Origin of the sequence: Microcoleus sp. Pol12A5, assembly GCF_036701435.1 — a bacterium.
In the GTDB taxonomy this organism is placed as follows: domain Bacteria; phylum Cyanobacteriota; class Cyanobacteriia; order Cyanobacteriales; family Microcoleaceae; genus Microcoleus.
The window spans coordinates 19115-35781 of the sequence record NZ_JAUBQU010000069.1 but is presented as its reverse complement, the minus strand read 5'-3'; the positions used below and the strand labels follow the sequence as shown (position 1 = coordinate 35781).

Here is a 16667-nt window from a genome sequence, read left to right as displayed (position 1 = left end):
GCATCAACTTCAGCATTGCCTTGAGGTTGCAGCAAGTCGATCGACATTCCCGCACTGAGCGCATTACATATCCCGCGCGCACGTTCGATAGCAGCTTGGGGATTTCGCTGAACGCGAGACACGGCATCGGATGAGGATGAATTGAGCCGTTTGCTCAACGATCGTTGGTAACTATTAAGAAAGTCTTGGTCATTGGGCTGTAAAGCGATCGGGCGGCCTCTGCCACTACTTCCACAAAGCTTACCTAAGTCGATCGTTCGACCATCACTCGTCTGTATATAGCAAACATAATCAACGGGTATTTGAGCGACTGAATCCCTAGATTGAGATAAATCAACGCCAAAGGCGATCGACACCATTAACAGAGTATAAAACACTCGTTTCGACTGGCGGACGTATTGCACGACTATTTAAACTCCCACAAACCGTTAAACTTTCATAAGCTTATAGAGAACCCACACCGGATGTTGCCACAATCCGGCGTGATTCACCATATTCTGCATAGTGCGAACATAAGAGCGTTTTACAAGCCAATAAAATGCTCGCACTATAAGGCAATAATGTTATGATCCTCGTTGAGACTTCCAAGGACCCCAAATGGCAAACGTGATGCCTGGGGTTTGGATATTAACGAACATAGTATTACCATCCGGCGAAAAGCAGGCTCCCGCAAACTCGCTATCGTTGATAGCATTTTTTGCCAGACGATACAGTTCCCCGTTGGGAGTTACGCCCACTACGAACTGCTCATCATTGCCATCTTCGCAAATGATCAGATCGCCATGAGGTGCCACAACAATGTTGTCAGGGCCATCGAGTTCGTCAGCCGATTTAGCCTCAACAAAAAGTTCGATCGTATCTCGATCGGGAAGATATCGCCAAACCTGACCAAATCCGTTGGGTCTGCCATTAGCGTCAACAGAGCCACCGTTCGTACAACAGAAGTAAACTTCACGATTGCCGTACCAGATGCCTTCCCCACGAGCAAACTGGGCAGCACCTTTACCGAAACCTTCGACCCGTACCGTATCCGTAGCAGGGTCAGGATTGTCAATTGTCACCCATTCCACCGGCATCGGTTGGCCCTTGGGAAAGCCTGCAAAAGTCTTTGCCTGAGGCATATTCTTAATCTTCAGGGCTTGCAGAGTGCCCCCTGCGCTTAAATTGTTTGGTTGAGATGGCAGAAAGCGATAGAAAAGGCTATCTCTTTGGTCTTCAGTCTCGTAGACAATTCCGGTTTTGGGGTCGATCGCCACAGCTTCATGGTTAAACCGTCCCATCGCAACTAAAGGTACGGGATTCACAGGAACTGTTGCCTGAGCCGGAACTTCAAAGTTGTAGCCGTGAGATTTCGAGACATTTGTCGGATTGCCTGGTTTATTAGTCGCCAGAGTCGAGGTATTCTCCTCGCAAGTAATCCAAGAACCCCAGGGAGTCGGGCCGCCCGCACAATTTCGATAGGTGCCACTAAGCGAAGCGTAGTGGTTGACGAGCTGACGATTGGGTCCAACCTGTAGTGTTGTTGTCCCCCCTTTGCAAAGAGGATCGTAAGGATTGGGACCCACAACTTGTGTTGTAGAATTCGGGCTCAGTTCGTGATTGCGAACCAGAATCACCGTGTTTTGGGGACCTGGGAAAGCCGCCATGCCATCGTGACCACCGGGAACAGGGGAACCATCGCTCATCATTTCGCCGGTTCGTGAAAAAGCCCGATACTGAAACCCACGAGGTAAATCTAACAATCCATTCGGATCGGGTACGAGGGGCCCATACCCTCCCCCAAATACTGACTGACCATTCGCCTTTCTGGCATAAAGCGCTTCTAGAGGAGACATCATCAAAGTGCCAGCAGCACTCGCTCCTGCCAAGGTAAAAAACTTTCGTCGTGATAGTTGCATCAGCTTTTCCGGTGAATTAAACATAGCATACTAAACCTGCATCAAGACCAAGATAAGGTTGGTTTAACTTCTCATTAAGGTGGTCTCATAGCTGTTCAAAGTCAATCCCAGCGGCTCGTAACTTCTCGGCGAACCTGGCTGTTCGTTGCTCTATTTGTTCAGGCCTTTGACGTTTTTTTTATTAGGGAGTTGTAGGGTGGAAAGCACGTTAATCAGCTTTATACAAAGACATTTCTGTAATGGAAATGTATGTCTATTCTATTGTCAAACTTTAGGATACTTCACTAATATTTATGAGGATTTAGTTGCGACCTTTATTTTTTAGTTTCGCTATTTTCTACTTTTTTTTAACAGCTTCTATTTCTTCAACCTCTACCCGGATAATAGCCGTTTCAAATTCTACGCCCACAACTCGGCTGACTTCGAGTATTTCTACAAAACTGGCACATTGAGATAGCGGTTGGCAATTGGATGCAGTACACCCCAAACGAGGAGCTTCTTCTTTTCGGCATTCTGAGCCTGTACGTCATCCTAATGAGAACCGCTATAAAGTCCTAATTCTCGTTCGCAAGCAGTGCCTGGTAACGCATATCCAGAGGCTTAGCCTCGCGTTGATAGAATTATTGAAATTGGTAAAATTCTAACATCCGTTTGATTTTTGGCAACTGTCTTTCAGATTTTCGGAAAGCCAGCCAGATGCGATTGGTAACAGTCTGTGCAGGTTTGAGAACAAGTATCAAGCGATTTTATTTCACCCAATCTGCACACAAGTAGTCGGGAAGAACGCTAAAGCCAAATCCCAATACAACCGCTTGTCTAATTGGTCTTAAATCGGGTACAATCAGTTTCGGATGAACGTCAATTCTTCTGTCAAATACAACTCGCCAAAAGCGGCGGTCTGCCGGTGGCGCGAGTGGAAAATACTCTCAATCCTGCACAAATTGACGCCGCAGAATATGGCGCTATTTTCTACGCTGGGGGACACGGTACAATGTGGGATTTTGCGGATAACCAGGAACTTGCTGCGATTGCTGCTGCTATTTACGAAGCAGGTGGCGTTGTCGGTGCTGTCTGTCACGGGCCGGCGGCGTTAGTTAATCTTAAGTTGTCTGATGGTGAGTACCTGGTTGCAAATAAGACTGTGGCTGCTTTTACTAATGAAGAGGAAGCCACTGTGGGATTGACTGAAATAGTGCCGTTTTTGCTGGAGTCAAAATTAATTGAACTCGGGGCTAATTTTACGAAAGTTCCTAATTTTGAAGTTTGCGTTGTTGCGAGCGAGAGGCTCGTCACAGGCCAAAATCCCGCTTCGGCAGCAGGTGTCGGTCACAAAATGGTAGAATTGCTCAAAAATAAGTAGGTCGCTCTAATTAAATGTAAAACGCTTTTCTATTTGATCCCCGACTTCTTTGAGAAGTCGGGGATCTGGGTATATAGATCTAATACCGACCCTTTTTGTATTCGGTTAACCGTACTCAAAGAGCAACTGTGATCCGAGAACATTACTGCCAAATTTTCGTCTGTGATGCCAATGAATTCGCGCTCGCTGTACGAGGATAAATTACTTATTTATGGGGGTATTAGTGAATTCCATTCATTCCAAGTACGCAAAAATTAGGTATAATTGGTTAGCGCGTATTATGATAAAATTTTCCAAAAATAATACCACGATAGGTCATATCAAAAGCGCGAGAGTGATGAGTCATTGCCCATCTCAAATCTCAAATTGTATGAGCTACATCAAGATATCGATCGCAAAATAAAACAGCAGAATAAACTGGCAACTTGTTCTGATTAGTAAAGTAGCTAAACGAATAAGGTATTAGGGCATAATGTTGTGAAAGATGGAACAGGGTATGGAACTAAATTTACAGAAATTTTATAGCGCCTGCAATCCCAGCTACACCCTGGCAGTAGCAAATCAACAAGACCGACAATACTATATCGATTTCTCTTCAGTGCGGGGCGGCACAATCGTCGAACAATTGGAGCGCACCATCAGCCGTCTGTCCCCCGATGCACCTACCTGTCAATTATTCACCGGTCACATCGGCTCTGGTAAATCAACAGAATTGCTGCGGCTGCAAGCTCAATTGCAGCAACAAGGATTTCATGTTGTTTACTTTGAGTCGAGTAAAGACTTAGACATGGCAGATGTAGATATCACTGACATTTTGTTGAGCGTTGCTCGTCAGGTGAGCGAAAGCATTGAGAAAATGAAAATCAAGCTGCAACCGACGGGTTTTAAAGCTTTGCTCAAAGGGGTTGCTGATGTTTTTCAAACTCAAATCGACTTGAGCGCTGAAGCTAATATCCCTGGTGTTGGGGAAATAAATGCCAGCACGGAAGGAGAGTTTTCTCTGGCGTTGGGAATTGGCAAAATTACTGCTAAGGCGAAAGATGCTCCGAATCTGCGATCGGAGTTGAGGCAATATTTGGAGCCGCGAACTAACGTAATTTTAGATGCGCTGAATAAGGAGTTGCTAGAACCGGCTAATCAAGAACTCAAGCGCCAAGGGAAACAAGGACTTGTAGTAATTATCGACAATCTCGATCGCATACACCTGTGCGCGAAACCGACGGGGCGGCTGCAGCCGGAATACCTGTTTGTCGATCGCGGCGAACAATTGGCAAGACTAAATTGCCACGTCGTGTATACAATTCCTTTGGTGCTGATTTTCTCTAACGATTTGGGCCAGTTGACCAATCGCTTTGGGGTAGATCCGAAGGTTTTGCCGATGGTGCCGGTGCAGTTGAGCGACGGTTCTGAGTGCTCTGAGGGTGTGGAATTGCTGCGGCAGATGGTTCTGGCGCGGGCCTTTCCGACGGTGCATCCTTCGCAGCGCTATGTTTTGGTGGGCAAAGTTTTCGACTCTGCGGAAACTCTCGATCGCCTGTGTCGAGTCAGCGGCGGTCATGTCCGCAATTTGCTGCAACTGCTGTATGGCTGTCTGCAGAAACAAGACCCTCCTCTGTCGCGGGAAACTTTGGAAAATGTGATCGTCCAGCGCCGCCACCAGCTTACTTTGGCGATCGAACCGGATGAGTGGAAATTGCTGCGCCAAGTATCCGCTACCAAAACTGTGAACGGGGAAACTAAATACCAAATATTGCTGCGGAGTCTCTGGGTGTTTGAATACCGTTACGGCGAGGATTACTGGTTTGATGTCAATCCGATTTTGGCTGACGCCAAAGAGTTTCGGGAAACAGTTGAGAGTTGAGAGTTGACAGTTGACGGTTTACAGTCACTCGGCGAGGAAAATCGCTTCTGAACGAACTAAGTTCACTCCTAGCCGACTAAAGAATAAGGGCCCAACTGTAGCAGGATGTGGTATTAAAACTAACAAAACTCAACAGTTAACAGTCAACAGTCAACAGTCAACTAACAAAAATGATTAAAGGCACTACTAAACTTTTGGGAGTAATTGGTCATCCCGTCGAACATTCTCTGTCGCCGGCGATGCACAATGCTGCTATTTCCCACTTGGGAGTCGATTTTGTTTACCTGCCGTTTCCGGTAAAACCAGGGGATTTAAAAGCTGCTCTTGCAGGATTTGCGGCGATCGGCGTTCGGGGATTTAGCATCACGATTCCGCACAAACAAGCAATCTTACCGCTTTTGTCGGAAGTTTCCCCGATCGCTCGGGCGATCGGCGCAGTCAATACCGTATACCTGACTGACAAAGGTTGGTGCGGCACAAATACTGACGTTGAAGGCTTTCTCGCGCCGCTGCCAACCCCCCCAACCCCCCCTTACCAAGGGGGGGCTAAAGACGCGATTTCTGCCTTAGAAAAGCGCAATACGGCTGTTGAATCCTCTCCCCCCCCTTACGAAACACGGGCTGTTGAATCCTCTCCCCCCCCTTACCAAGGGGGGGCTAGGGGGGGTTCCGATTGGAGTCAGAAAGTAGCGGTAATTTTGGGGAATGGCGGGGCGGCGAGAGCTGTTGTGGCTGGATGCGCTCAATTGGGATGTGCAGAGATTCACGTTGTCGGCCGCAACGAACAAAATTTAGCGGAATTTCAGCAGAGTTGGAGCAATTCTCCGATGCCCGTGCAGAATTTGCACGTCCATACTTGGGATAATTTGTCCATGTTAATCTCGCAGGCAGATTTGCTGGTGAACACGACGCCTGTGGGGATGTATCCGCAGGGGGAAAAGTCGCCGGTTGCGGCTGGTGAGATCGATCGAATTTCAGCAGGTGCGATCGTCTATGATTTAATTTACACCCCTAATCCTACGCAGTTTCTCAAAGATGCACATCTTCGGGGAGCGCGAGCTATTGACGGACTCGAAATGCTAGTTCAACAAGGAGCAGCCGCCTTAAAAATTTGGCTGGATAAAGAATCCGTCCCAGTCGATGTGATGCGCCAAGCCTTGCGACAGCATTTAGGTCTAGACTAATGCCATTTCTTCAAAAAGTAGCTGTAGTTTTCCGAATTCCTATAAGTAGAAATTTGAGGCTGAATTCGCGCTAAGCTGAGAATTAAAATATACTTGCCCCGCCATTTATGAAATTTCGAGCTATCAGCCTTTTTTTTGCTACTTGCCTAATCGGAATTTTTAGTTTGGTATTCACTCCACCTGCTTGGGCTCTGACGCAGATTAAACTTTCCGACCTTTCTTATCGCGAATGTCCTGCCGAAATGGGAGAAGGAACAGTCACCAGCGGCAGTTCTATGGAAGCTACCTGCTTTTTGATTACTGGGAAAGCTGAAAATAGCACCGGCAAACCAGTTGTCAATGCCGATATTTTTGGCCGAATTTATGATGCCGACGACAATCCGGTGATGCAAAATCGCACTCGCTTGGGTTCTATAGAAGAAGTTCCTCCCGGAGTTAGCGATTTTCAGCTCAGAATTTCGGTTGCCGCCAATCAACGAACACCTTTGAAGCTCAAGCAATTTAAAGCTACAGGTTTTACTGGCGTGGTTCGCCGCTAACGAAACTCTTTGAGATTTTAGATTGCTGAGAAAGAGATTTTGGGTTAGCTGCCCGTGAAACCGCGTAGCAGTTTTAGATTTGAGATTTTCGATTTGAGATTGTTGAGTGGCTGGCAATTTCTCATTTCTAATGTACGATGAACTCCCCAGCTTTTCAACCGGGGAGTTCATCTAAAAATGTCAAATCTAAAATTTAGTTGCAGGCAGCTAAGTCTGCCAAACAATTTACGCTTGATGCTTAAAAACTTAAGCTTTTCAAACTACAAGGATGTTTGCAAGCTGGTCAAAAGACCGATCAAGAATTCCGAGCCGAACTGAAGTACAAAAAACGCAATCAGTGGTGAAAAGTCAATCCCTCCCAAGGGGGGGATAATCGATCGGAATAGATTTAGGTAAGGATCTGTTAACTGACTCAAAATCGAAAACGGGGGATCGTACCAATTGATATTGGGGAACCAGCTTAACAGCACCCGAAAAATCATCAGGACTAGATAGATTTGCAGAAATGTCGCTAGCGTGGTTGCCAAAAGGCCTATTGAAGAACTCATAAATTTTGCTTGTAGTTTGAGTAAAGTTTACAGACACTTTAACTGTGAGTTTAGCATAGCTGGGGGAGTGAGAGGAGCGAGATGCCGAGAGGGGGAGCATCAGGCTTTTTACGGGCGGGCAGGATAGGATACCCACCCCACAATAAAATTCACTCTTTGTGGAACATACCCAAAAGCCAGTTCTTGAGAATGGCGCAAGATGTTAGTAGCCCCCATGGAGCTGCCAGACTAATCTAAAATTTTAAATGGATTCAGGAGTCTGGGGCGATCGAGCCCTCGCTGCCTGGCGCCGGCGCGTTGCCGTTTACGTCTCCGAGTTGCAGCCGCACGTCATCTATTGCCTGATTTAGTTGGGCAATTTTATCTTCTAAACTCAGCCTTGCTACTTCCATCCCTTCGGCTTCGAGTTGGCTGGCTTTCCTCTGGCGGATTTTTCTGGTTTTTGCGTCTGAAGGTTCACTCAGCAAAGCTTCAGCAGCGCGCCGCGACAGCACCGCACCCAAAACTGCACCCACCAAGCCGCCAAGGGCAGCTCCGGCAATAAATCCCCCTGTAAAACCCTCTCGATTACTCATAGCTCAACTCAACTGCGCGATATTTCCTTGATTTGTTTATTTTGACACTCTCTCGGTGAGAAACCAGGAGATTGTTAGTTGTCAGGTAGGCGTTGGAAAATTTGAGGAGGATGGTTGTGGGGTGTCCCGCCTGCTGTGAAAATACACGCCTTCGGGCTCATGGGCCCATCTCCCAAAACAATCCAAATCATCCGGCAATTATGAAACACCGTCAGGTAAGGCGAGAATTCCGACTTCAGAGTTAAAGCGGATCATTTCCAAAGATCGATCGCCATAAATATCTTCAATGTGTTCCAAGCAGCAGTCGATCGCGAAATCGTTTAATTGGGCCGGCTCAACGCCGTACATTTCCTCAAACACCTCTGAGTCTACCCGACAAAAGCGCGGTCGATCGGCATAAATTCCGCATTCTCTGGTCGATTTGTCAAAATTTATACACCAACCGTCATCTCCGACTAAGGTCAAGTAGAGCGATAATTCGTCTTCAGATAAATACTCGTCTAAGTCAGGGCGCTCTGTTGGGTCGAGGTAACAACAAGCACCGCACTGCTTTACGCAACGCCAAGTAGCCATAGTGTGATTTTAGATTTTAGATTTTAGATTTTAGATTGGGAGCATTATGTGGAAAATGCCAAACTTTAGGAGACTAGAGCTCTTCAAGTATATCAATTGCCCGCGCCGGAGGCGGATCTCCTTCAAGGGCGTTCGATTTTAGATTTGAGGTTTTACATTCCGTTCACTTTCGGGGAAGGGGCATCAAATCCCTGGTTTGCTGTCACTGACAGGTCGATCGCAGTTTACATTTTGTTGAATTTTGTAAAGTTCCTTAAAAAATATGGTCGATCGCCCGGTAAAATCAGAAGCGGATTTTCTAATTCAACAATCTAGACTTAATCACTACAGTCAGGAGGACAAATGGACTTTATAACCGATCTTTTCAGTGGTCTGGGTGGTGTAGACTACCAACTCATTGTTCAGGTAGCTTTACTCGCAGCCGTCGTGCTTTCTGGCCCGATCGTGATTTTTCTCTTGGCAGCTAGAGGCGGCGACCTGTAATTATAGCACGCTCCGGGGCGATCGAGAGTTGGGAGTTTTGAGTTTTAAATGATGCAAAATTCACAAGGCTCGATCGCCAATTTTCGCTGCTGCACCTGCTTTGTTATCAAATACCGAGGGCGTGTTTAGCAGTTTGAATCAAATTCTCAAAAAAAGGTAGAGATACATCGACTTCTCTAGCATCTTTGCGGGAGTTACCTAACAAACCGATGTTTTGTCCGGGTGAAACAGCCAGAACTTGCCCTTGAGAGTTGCGAATTCTCAATTCCTCGATCGAGCCTGCAGGAGAGAGACTGCAAGAATAAGTGCGATCGCAATAATCAAACTCAACTTTTCCAAAAATCGGCGGCCTAGAACTAGCAGCATTTGCGGGCAGCCGGACACCCAACAATTCTAACTCAACCGATGTCTTGCCATTAAAACTATTTTCCCGCAATCGGTAAGCAATATCAACCCGCCGAGGCAAAGGAAAATATTCCCCCCAACGCCAAGCAATCGCTTTCACACTAGCCGATAAATTTCCATCTTGACTTGCAGTTAGTTTAACGTGACCTCCTTTACCAACAATTTTTTGTTCAGTTATGCAAACATTAGGCGTCCAAAATACAGGAGCCTTATTTTCAATCCCGCAAGGTTCCAGAGCATCAATTTGTCGGTAAAGGTCGAGATTAATCTCAGCCAAATCCGCTCGCACATCTACTGAAACCAGCGGTTTTAGGTGTTCGGGTTGCAAACATTGATTGGCAAAAATTGACAGTTGATTGCGGAATTCTTCGAGATTATGAGCCGGCATAGAAAAACCGCCCGCCGCTTTGTGTCCGCCAAATTTAGTTAATAAATCAGCGCAAAAATTGAGCCCGTCAAATACATTAAACTCAGGAATTCCCCTCGCCGAACCCCTGATAATTTTATGGGCAACCTCCCCTACAGCCTCATCCTCAAAAGTACCAATAAACACAGGTACGCCGTAGCGTTCCACCAACCGAGAAGCTACAATCCCGATCACCCCGTGGTGCCAACCGGGTTGCACGACAACTAAAACTCGTTCTTGCTGCAAGTCGAGCTCACTTTCCTCGCACCAAGCAATTGCTTCCTGCTCAATTTCCTGGCACAACTCCTGCCTGCGCTGATTGATTTGTTCGCACTCCATCGCGTTTTTAAGAGCCAATTCGCGATCGTCCGTAGTCAGCAACTCTATCACAATTTGAGGGTCAGCCAGCCGCCCGACAGCATTAATCCGGGGGCCAAGCCTAAAACCAATATCTTCAGGCTTTAACGTATTGCTAGCTTGGCTTTTTGAATTCAGAAGAGGTAAACTTTCCGCACTTCCCGGCTGCACTCCCGCCACCTGAATCAAAGCCTGAATACCCGCCAATTGCGAGTGAGGCAACAGCCGCAAACCCCGCTTCACCCAGCGCCGATTAACTCCAGTCAAAGGCGCTAAATCCGCAATAGTTCCCAACGTAAATAACTCCAGCAGCGGATTCACCAACCCGCCAACTTTTTGCATATCAATCGCCAAAGTAATAGCCAAAACATAAGCAACGCCTACGCCAGCCAAACCGCGATAGGGTGAAGATTCCGCGATTAATTTCGGGTTGAGAATAGCATCGGCCGGCGGCAGTTTTGGCGGCAAATCGTGGTGGTCTGTAATAATAACTTTGACACCGAGTTCTCGCGCTCTAGCAACGGGGCCGTAGGCTGCAATTCCGTTGTCAACCGTGAGAATGAGAGCGACACCTTCCGAGTGAAATTCTTCTACAATGCGATCGTTAATGCCGTAACCTTCTCGCATCCGGCTGGGAATAGCATAATCCACATTCGCGCCCAGAGTCCTGAGAGCTCGCAGCAACAAAGCCGTGCTCGTCATCCCGTCAGCATCGTAGTCGCCGCAAATCGCAATTTTTTGCCCTCCCGATATCGCCTCCCGCAACAGTTTGACACTCGCAGCCAAATCGGGAAACTCATCGGTTGGCGCAGGCAAAACCAGAGATTCTGGTTCGATAAACCCTTGTACTTCTTGAACAGAATCTATGCCCCGGTTAATCAGCACCTGTGCCAGCAAGGGCGACAAACCGATTTCGCCGGCAAACTTTTCGGCTTGCTGTGCTTGAGGCAAATAAATTTGCCACCGTTGGTTTGGCAATCGGTGAAAATGCGGGGGCACAGATGTCGGTAGCTTTTGCACGGAAGCTGAGGTCTAAAGATACATAATTAATCTTATCGAATTAAGTGCATCAGTCAATCAATTTTAGATTTTAGATTTTAGATCGATCATAAAGATGAGTTTTTGGGTAAAATCCGAATGTTGTTTGTAGGAAAGCTTTTTTGGGCAGCTCTCACCGCACCCAAATACTGATACCAGCACCCGATAGGAGTCGTGGAGAACCCAATATTTTAGACCTAAGTTCCAACCCCCACATTGCATCTGTGGAGTCAATCGTCAATCGAAAATCGAAAATGGACTTTGGGCGCAGAGGGCGAATTTAATTTTATGAGGAGACTTGCATGAGTGTCGATCGACCGCCTTGGTTTAAAATTGCATTACAGGTTCGGGGGTCTGTCATTCCCTCAATTTTGCCCCGCGTTTTGCTGTGCGGCGGATTTGGGGTGTTTATTTCTTTCCTGCACTTTTTCAACTTGCCCGTAGCCTTGCCGATTTTGTCTAGCATTGTACCGAGTATTGTCCTCGGTTTACTGTTAGTCTTTCGGACAAATACAGCCTACGAACGATTTTGGGAAGGTAGAAAAATGTGGGGTACTTTAGTCAACAACGTCCGCAATTTGGCGCGCCAAATATGGGTAGCAATTGAGGAAAAAGACCCGCAGGATATCGCATTCAAAAAGTCAGCCCTGCGCCTATTACCTGCCTTTGCAGTGGCGATGAAACTGCACTTGCGGCAAGAATCTGTAAATCCCGAATTGGAGCCGTTAATGTCCCCAGCACAGTACCAAAAGCTCAAGTCGATGAACAATCCGCCCCTAGAAATTGCCTTTTGGATTGAGGATTACTTGCACGAGCAGTATGAGGGCAATTGCGTTGATGTCTATCAGTTAACTGGTATGAAGGAGTTGATCAACTCTATGATAGATGTATTAGGCGGCTGCGAGCGAATTTTGAAGACGCCTATCCCTTTGGCTTACGCGATTCACCTGAAACAACTATTGTTGCTTTACTGTTTGGCACTGCCCTTTCAAATGGTAAACGATGTAAGTTGGGGAACCGGTCCTGTTGTGGCTTTAATTAGTTTTACTTTGTTCGGGATTGAAGAAATCGGCATTGAAATAGAAAATCCCTTTGGACACGATGCCAATGATTTGCCTTTGGACAATATTTGTGCTGCCATGCAGCGCAATATCGACGATTTAATTTCTTTATCTCCTAGCGTTCACGAGCACGTGAAAGATAAGTAGAGTCATTTGATTTTAGATTTTAGATTTTAGATTGGTACATAAAATCTAAAATCTAAAAGCTTCGATTAATTTTTTTTAACAATAAACCGTATTAACCCAGCCAATACTAACAATACAGGAGTCAGCCAATCTCCCCACCGCACGTACAAAGTCCTAGTTTTCCGCCTATAAATAGTAGCATCTCGGACTTCATAGGTATTAATTCTCGACTTCCAAACCGTCTCGCCGCGAGGATTTACAAAAGCAGAGTAACCCGTATTAGTTGCGATAGCTGCCCATCTATCAGTTTCAATTGCCCGCATCACATCTAAAGCGTGATGCTGAGCCAACATCGGTGGTTTGTAATGGGCATTATTGGAAGCTGTGAGCATAAATTCGCCTCCCTGCGCCGCTTGATATCGGAAATTTTCAGCAAAGGCTGAATCGTAACAAATTCCGACAATGGCGCGGCCAAACAGCGTATCAAATAATTGTTTAGAGTTGCCTGGTACTAAATGAGCATCTAAGGGAGAAAGCCGATTAATAATCCCGCCTAAAATTTCGTAAAAAGGGATATATTCGCCTAAAGGCACTAGCTTTAGTTTATCGTAGCGGCCGACAATTTCTCCAGTGCGATCGATCGCCAATAAGCTGTTAGTGATACTATTGTCTTGCTGCCCGAATCCTCCCACCCAAGCCACCACACCGCGTTCGAGAATAGCTTGATAAAAAGAAAGAGTAGAACGCTGATATTCGTTTGTCCAGATAAAAGGCAAAGCTGTCTCTGGAATTAACACAGCATCGACTTTTCTGTCTGCTAACTGTTTGTATCCACTGGTGTAACCTTCCAAAGCGCGCCGCCAGCCCCCTGAGTCAAACTTAATCTCGTTAGGAATATTTCCTTGAATAATGCCAATCTTTAAAGCGGTTGCAGCTTCTTGATTCAAAGGACGGTTGTATAAACTCCACCCTGCAATATGCAAAACTATACACAAACTAGCAGGCAAAAGATAAGCAATCCAATTCTTCCTTCTTCCTTCTTCCTTCTTCCTTCTTCCTTCAATAAAAGCTTCGGCGATTAAGCCATTTACTGCTACAATAGCGGCTGTTACTGCGCTCGGTCCGGAGAGTTGACCGAGGTGCAATATTGCTAAATTGTGCGGGCTTTGCGTATAAGATAGGGATGTCCACCACAGGGAACCTGTACTCCAAATACTTTCTAAGGCGCACCACAAAGCTGTGCCAATTAAAACGCGAGTTAATGCTGAAAATTGAGCATTAATCCCGCCAGCTACCCCTTGTAAAGGGGGGGAGTTAAGAAGAATAAGATCAGAGCTACCCCCGCCAGCCACCCGTTGTAAAGGGGGGGAGTTAAGAATAACAATAGGATTTTTGCCGGGTAAAGTGAGGGAGTTGAGAATTACAAATAGCCACGCCCAAACGGTGACTAAGGCGGCTCCCCAGAGGGTAATGAATGCCCAGCAAAAAAGTGCGATCGCCAAACTCGGCCACCAAGGAACTCCCAACCAAGTCATGGGGTGAATTCCCATAATCCAAGATAAAGCTAATCCGTGATACCCAATTCCCCAGAGTAAAGGAAGAAGGAAGTTCGGCAACGAGCACTGTACAAGATGTAACTGATGGATGTTGAGGAAAGAAGGAAGAAAGAAAAATTTTTGTTTTTGTTCTTCTATTTTTGGCTTTTGATAACTAACAACCAAAATCCACAGGGGAGCTAATGCTACCCAAGCCAATAGCCAGGCATTTACTGGTGCGGTTGTCAATGCCATCAAAATGCCGCTAAAAAATGCGATCGCCCAGGCTAATGTTTTGGATTTATGAACCACGAATTTTTCAAATTTGTGCCTGTTAAATATCGCCACTTTGATGATTGCTAAAAATAATAATTCCTAATTAATATATCAGATCAATCAGGAAGAAGGAAGCTCGGCAACGCCCCGTGTATGAGATTTAACGGATTTAAGAGAAGGAAATCTATCAAATTCTACTTGCCAAAACAAAAAGCGCCCCTATTTCTAGGAGCGCTTTTTGTTAAATCAAAAGCTAAACTTAGCCGTTGATGGAAGGAGCAACCATTGCTACTGGGGTGACTTCACCGGCGGCCAAGTCGAGAGGGAAGTTGTGAGCGTTGCGCTCGTGCATTACTTCCATACCCAAGTTAGCGCGGTTGATGACATCAGCCCAAGTGTTGATGACGCGACCTTGCGAATCGATAACCGATTGGTTGAAGTTGAAACCGTTCAAGTTAAACGCCATCGTGGAAATACCCAAAGAGGTAAACCAGATACCGACAACTGGCCATGCACCTAACAAGAAGTGCAAAGAACGGCTGTTGTTAAAGCTCGCGTATTGGAAAATCAAACGACCGAAGTAGCCGTGGGCTGCGACGATGTTGTAGGTTTCTTCTTCTTGACCGAATTTGTAACCGTAGTTCAAAGATTCAGTTTCGGTTGTTTCCCGAACCAAAGAAGATGTTACCAAGGAACCGTGCATGGCGGAGAACAGAGCACCGCCGAAGACACCAGCAACTCCCAACATATGGAAGGGGTGCATCAGGATGTTGTGCTCGGCTTGGAACACGATCATGAAGTTGAATGTGCCGGAGATACCCAAGGGCATACCGTCAGAGAAGGAACCTTGTCCAATTGGGTAGATCAAGAATACTGCGGTGGCTGCTGCAACTGGTGCAGAGTAAGCGACGCAGATCCAAGGACGCATACCTAAGCGGTAGGACAATTCCCATTCACGACCCATGTAGCAGAAGATGCCGATCAGGAAGTGAAAAACTACCAATTGGTAGGGGCCGCCGTTGTACAACCACTCATCTAAGGAAGCTGCTTCCCAGATTGGGTAGAAGTGAAGCCCGATCGCATTCGATGAAGGAACAACAGCACCAGTAATGATGTTGTTGCCGTACATTAAGGAACCAGCAACTGGTTCGCGGATGCCGTCGATGTCCACAGGAGGAGCAGCGATGAAGGCAATGATGTAGCAGATGGTGGCGCTGAGCAAGGTGGGAATCATCAAGACGCCGAACCAACCCACATAAATGCGGTTTTCGGTGCTAGTTACCCACTCGCAGAACCGTTCCCAAACGTTGCCGCTTTCGCGACGCTGTACGGTTGTTGTCATTTGGTTTATGATTGCTTAATTGAATTTTCAAGGTTCGTTGTGGGGATGCCCCACGCTTATATTAGTAACACCATTCACTCTAGTTTGCCAAGGGATTACTGCTGACAATTTAAACATTTTACAAACTTTTACAATAACTTGATATTTCGTAAATATTTGTAGTTTTTTACAAAGTAAAATTACACATTCAACGGGTTACATACAGCGACCACAAGAACAGAATCTATTGCCTGTAGCTTGGTTCAGCAGTTCAAACACATTATTTGTGTTCAGGTCGATTCTCTTTCTACTTAAATATTTCTTAATTAGGTCGTGAAGAGATGATTTTTAATATTTATTCACATATAACACGTGGATTCTGCGAGGGTAAATTTGTATCGGGAGAATACTAAAAACCACGTTTATCGTGCGATCGGGCTGCATTCTCAATAATCTCCAATCAACCGGGTTTATTGACGAAAAAAAACCCGGTTTCTGAAGCGCTGGGCAATAGAAATCAAAAGGGTTTCTGAGGATGAGTCCGCAAGTTCGGCGTGAAAATTAGGCTTTAGCCTGGGGGCCACTTCATCTGCCGTCCGCCGAGAATGTGAAGGTGCAGGTGGTCTACAGTTTGGCCGCCGTCGCTGCCACTATTAATGACGACGCGATAGCCGTTGCTAAGTCCGAGTTGTTCTGCTACCCGCTTGACAGTCAGTAGCAGGTGTCCCATGAGAGCATGATCTTCCGACTCGGCATCGGCTAATTTGGCAATAGGCTGTTTGGGAATGACGAGGATGTGGACGGGTGCTTGCGGATGGATATCTCTGAACGCGAGGGCCAAGTCGTCCTCATAAACGATGTCTGCGGGAATTTCTTTTCGGATGATTTTGCTGAAAAGCGTTTCTTGAGTTGCCATGAGTGTTAACGAAGGAAGAAGGAAGAGGGAAGAAGGAAGAGGGAAGAAGACCCAAGTGGGAAGAGGGAAGAGGGAAGGCCCAAGTGGGAAGGGGGAAGGGGAAGAGGGAAGAGGGAAGACCCAGCAGGAGAGAAGGAAGAGGAGAAAAAGAAAAGGCAAGGAAAAGTTTTTCTTGCCTCTCCCGATATTCATTAGTCATTGTTAA

Annotated in this window: 15 protein-coding genes and 1 pseudogene; 7 read left to right on the top strand and 9 right to left on the bottom strand. The window is 46.3% G+C overall.

Going from position 1 to position 16667, the window contains the following annotated elements:
* Positions 1 to 404, bottom strand: a pseudogene (locus QUA45_RS18340) (hypothetical protein); the annotation flags it as partial.
* Between the two features lie 159 nt (positions 405 to 563).
* The gene (locus QUA45_RS18335; RefSeq protein WP_333221775.1) at positions 564 to 1898 is read right to left on the bottom strand and encodes an alkaline phosphatase PhoX; all 1335 of its coding nucleotides are present in this window, start codon (positions 1896 to 1898) and stop codon (positions 564 to 566) included.
* 820 nt (positions 1899 to 2718) lie between these two features.
* Here QUA45_RS18335 and QUA45_RS18330 point away from each other — a divergent pair.
* From QUA45_RS18330 to QUA45_RS18315, 4 genes are all read left to right on the top strand, one after another.
* Positions 2719 to 3258 carry a type 1 glutamine amidotransferase domain-containing protein gene (locus QUA45_RS18330; RefSeq protein WP_333094339.1) on the top strand — a complete coding sequence of 180 codons (540 nt, stop codon included), beginning with the start codon at positions 2719 to 2721 and terminating at the stop codon, positions 3256 to 3258.
* Between the two features lie 496 nt (positions 3259 to 3754).
* On the top strand, positions 3755 to 5119 hold the full coding sequence (locus QUA45_RS18325; RefSeq protein ID WP_333094337.1) for a P-loop NTPase fold protein: 1365 nt from the start codon (positions 3755 to 3757) through the stop codon (positions 5117 to 5119).
* Positions 5120 to 5289: 170 nt separating this feature from the next.
* The gene (locus QUA45_RS18320) at positions 5290 to 6303 is read left to right on the top strand and encodes a shikimate dehydrogenase (RefSeq protein ID WP_333221774.1); all 1014 of its coding nucleotides are present in this window, start codon (positions 5290 to 5292) and stop codon (positions 6301 to 6303) included.
* A 107-nt stretch (positions 6304 to 6410) separates the two neighbouring features.
* On the top strand, positions 6411 to 6842 hold the full coding sequence (locus tag QUA45_RS18315; protein ID WP_190657424.1) for a hypothetical protein: 432 nt from the start codon (positions 6411 to 6413) through the stop codon (positions 6840 to 6842).
* 260 nt (positions 6843 to 7102) lie between these two features.
* Here QUA45_RS18315 and QUA45_RS18310 read toward each other — a convergent pair whose 3' ends face one another.
* The 3 genes from QUA45_RS18310 to QUA45_RS18300 all read right to left on the bottom strand — a co-directional run bounded on the left by QUA45_RS18310 (position 7103) and on the right by QUA45_RS18300 (position 8538).
* Complete coding sequence (locus tag QUA45_RS18310; RefSeq protein WP_006631083.1) at positions 7103 to 7390, bottom strand: YggT family protein; 288 nt, start codon at positions 7388 to 7390, stop codon at positions 7103 to 7105.
* A gap of 251 nt (positions 7391 to 7641) precedes the next feature.
* On the bottom strand, positions 7642 to 7965 hold the full coding sequence (locus QUA45_RS18305; protein ID WP_333071421.1) for a hypothetical protein: 324 nt from the start codon (positions 7963 to 7965) through the stop codon (positions 7642 to 7644).
* A gap of 198 nt (positions 7966 to 8163) precedes the next feature.
* A complete protein-coding gene (locus QUA45_RS18300; RefSeq protein ID WP_333094332.1) occupies positions 8164 to 8538 on the bottom strand; it encodes a YkgJ family cysteine cluster protein in 375 nt (124 codons plus the stop codon).
* A 342-nt stretch (positions 8539 to 8880) separates the two neighbouring features.
* Between QUA45_RS18300 and psb30 the strand changes: the two genes are divergently transcribed.
* Positions 8881 to 9021: a photosystem II reaction center protein Ycf12/Psb30 gene (gene psb30, locus QUA45_RS18295; protein ID WP_333094330.1), complete on the top strand. Its 141-nt coding sequence runs from the start codon at positions 8881 to 8883 to the stop codon at positions 9019 to 9021.
* Positions 9022 to 9127: 106 nt separating this feature from the next.
* Here the strand turns inward: psb30 and recJ are convergent, their stop codons facing one another.
* On the bottom strand, positions 9128 to 11209 hold the full coding sequence (recJ, locus tag QUA45_RS18290) for a single-stranded-DNA-specific exonuclease RecJ (protein ID WP_333221773.1): 2082 nt from the start codon (positions 11207 to 11209) through the stop codon (positions 9128 to 9130).
* Positions 11210 to 11529: 320 nt separating this feature from the next.
* Between recJ and QUA45_RS18285 the strand changes: the two genes are divergently transcribed.
* Positions 11530 to 12435 (top strand): bestrophin family ion channel, encoded by a 906-nt coding sequence (locus QUA45_RS18285; protein WP_333094327.1) that lies wholly within the window; start codon positions 11530 to 11532, stop codon positions 12433 to 12435.
* A 65-nt stretch (positions 12436 to 12500) separates the two neighbouring features.
* On the opposite strand, the gene lnt is transcribed toward QUA45_RS18285, so the two are convergent.
* From lnt to QUA45_RS18270, 3 genes are all read right to left on the bottom strand, one after another.
* A complete protein-coding gene (gene lnt / locus QUA45_RS18280) occupies positions 12501 to 14297 on the bottom strand; it encodes an apolipoprotein N-acyltransferase (protein ID WP_333094326.1) in 1797 nt (598 codons plus the stop codon).
* A gap of 187 nt (positions 14298 to 14484) precedes the next feature.
* A complete protein-coding gene (gene psbA, locus QUA45_RS18275) occupies positions 14485 to 15567 on the bottom strand; it encodes a photosystem II q(b) protein (protein ID WP_333071427.1) in 1083 nt (360 codons plus the stop codon).
* Positions 15568 to 16114: 547 nt separating this feature from the next.
* Positions 16115 to 16462 (bottom strand): histidine triad nucleotide-binding protein, encoded by a 348-nt coding sequence (locus QUA45_RS18270; RefSeq protein WP_333094324.1) that lies wholly within the window; start codon positions 16460 to 16462, stop codon positions 16115 to 16117.
* Here QUA45_RS18270 and QUA45_RS18265 point away from each other — a divergent pair.
* Positions 16461 to 16667 carry a hypothetical protein gene (locus QUA45_RS18265; RefSeq protein WP_333094323.1) on the top strand — a complete coding sequence of 69 codons (207 nt, stop codon included), beginning with the start codon at positions 16461 to 16463 and terminating at the stop codon, positions 16665 to 16667. The two genes, QUA45_RS18270 and QUA45_RS18265, sit on opposite strands and share 2 nt — an antisense overlap.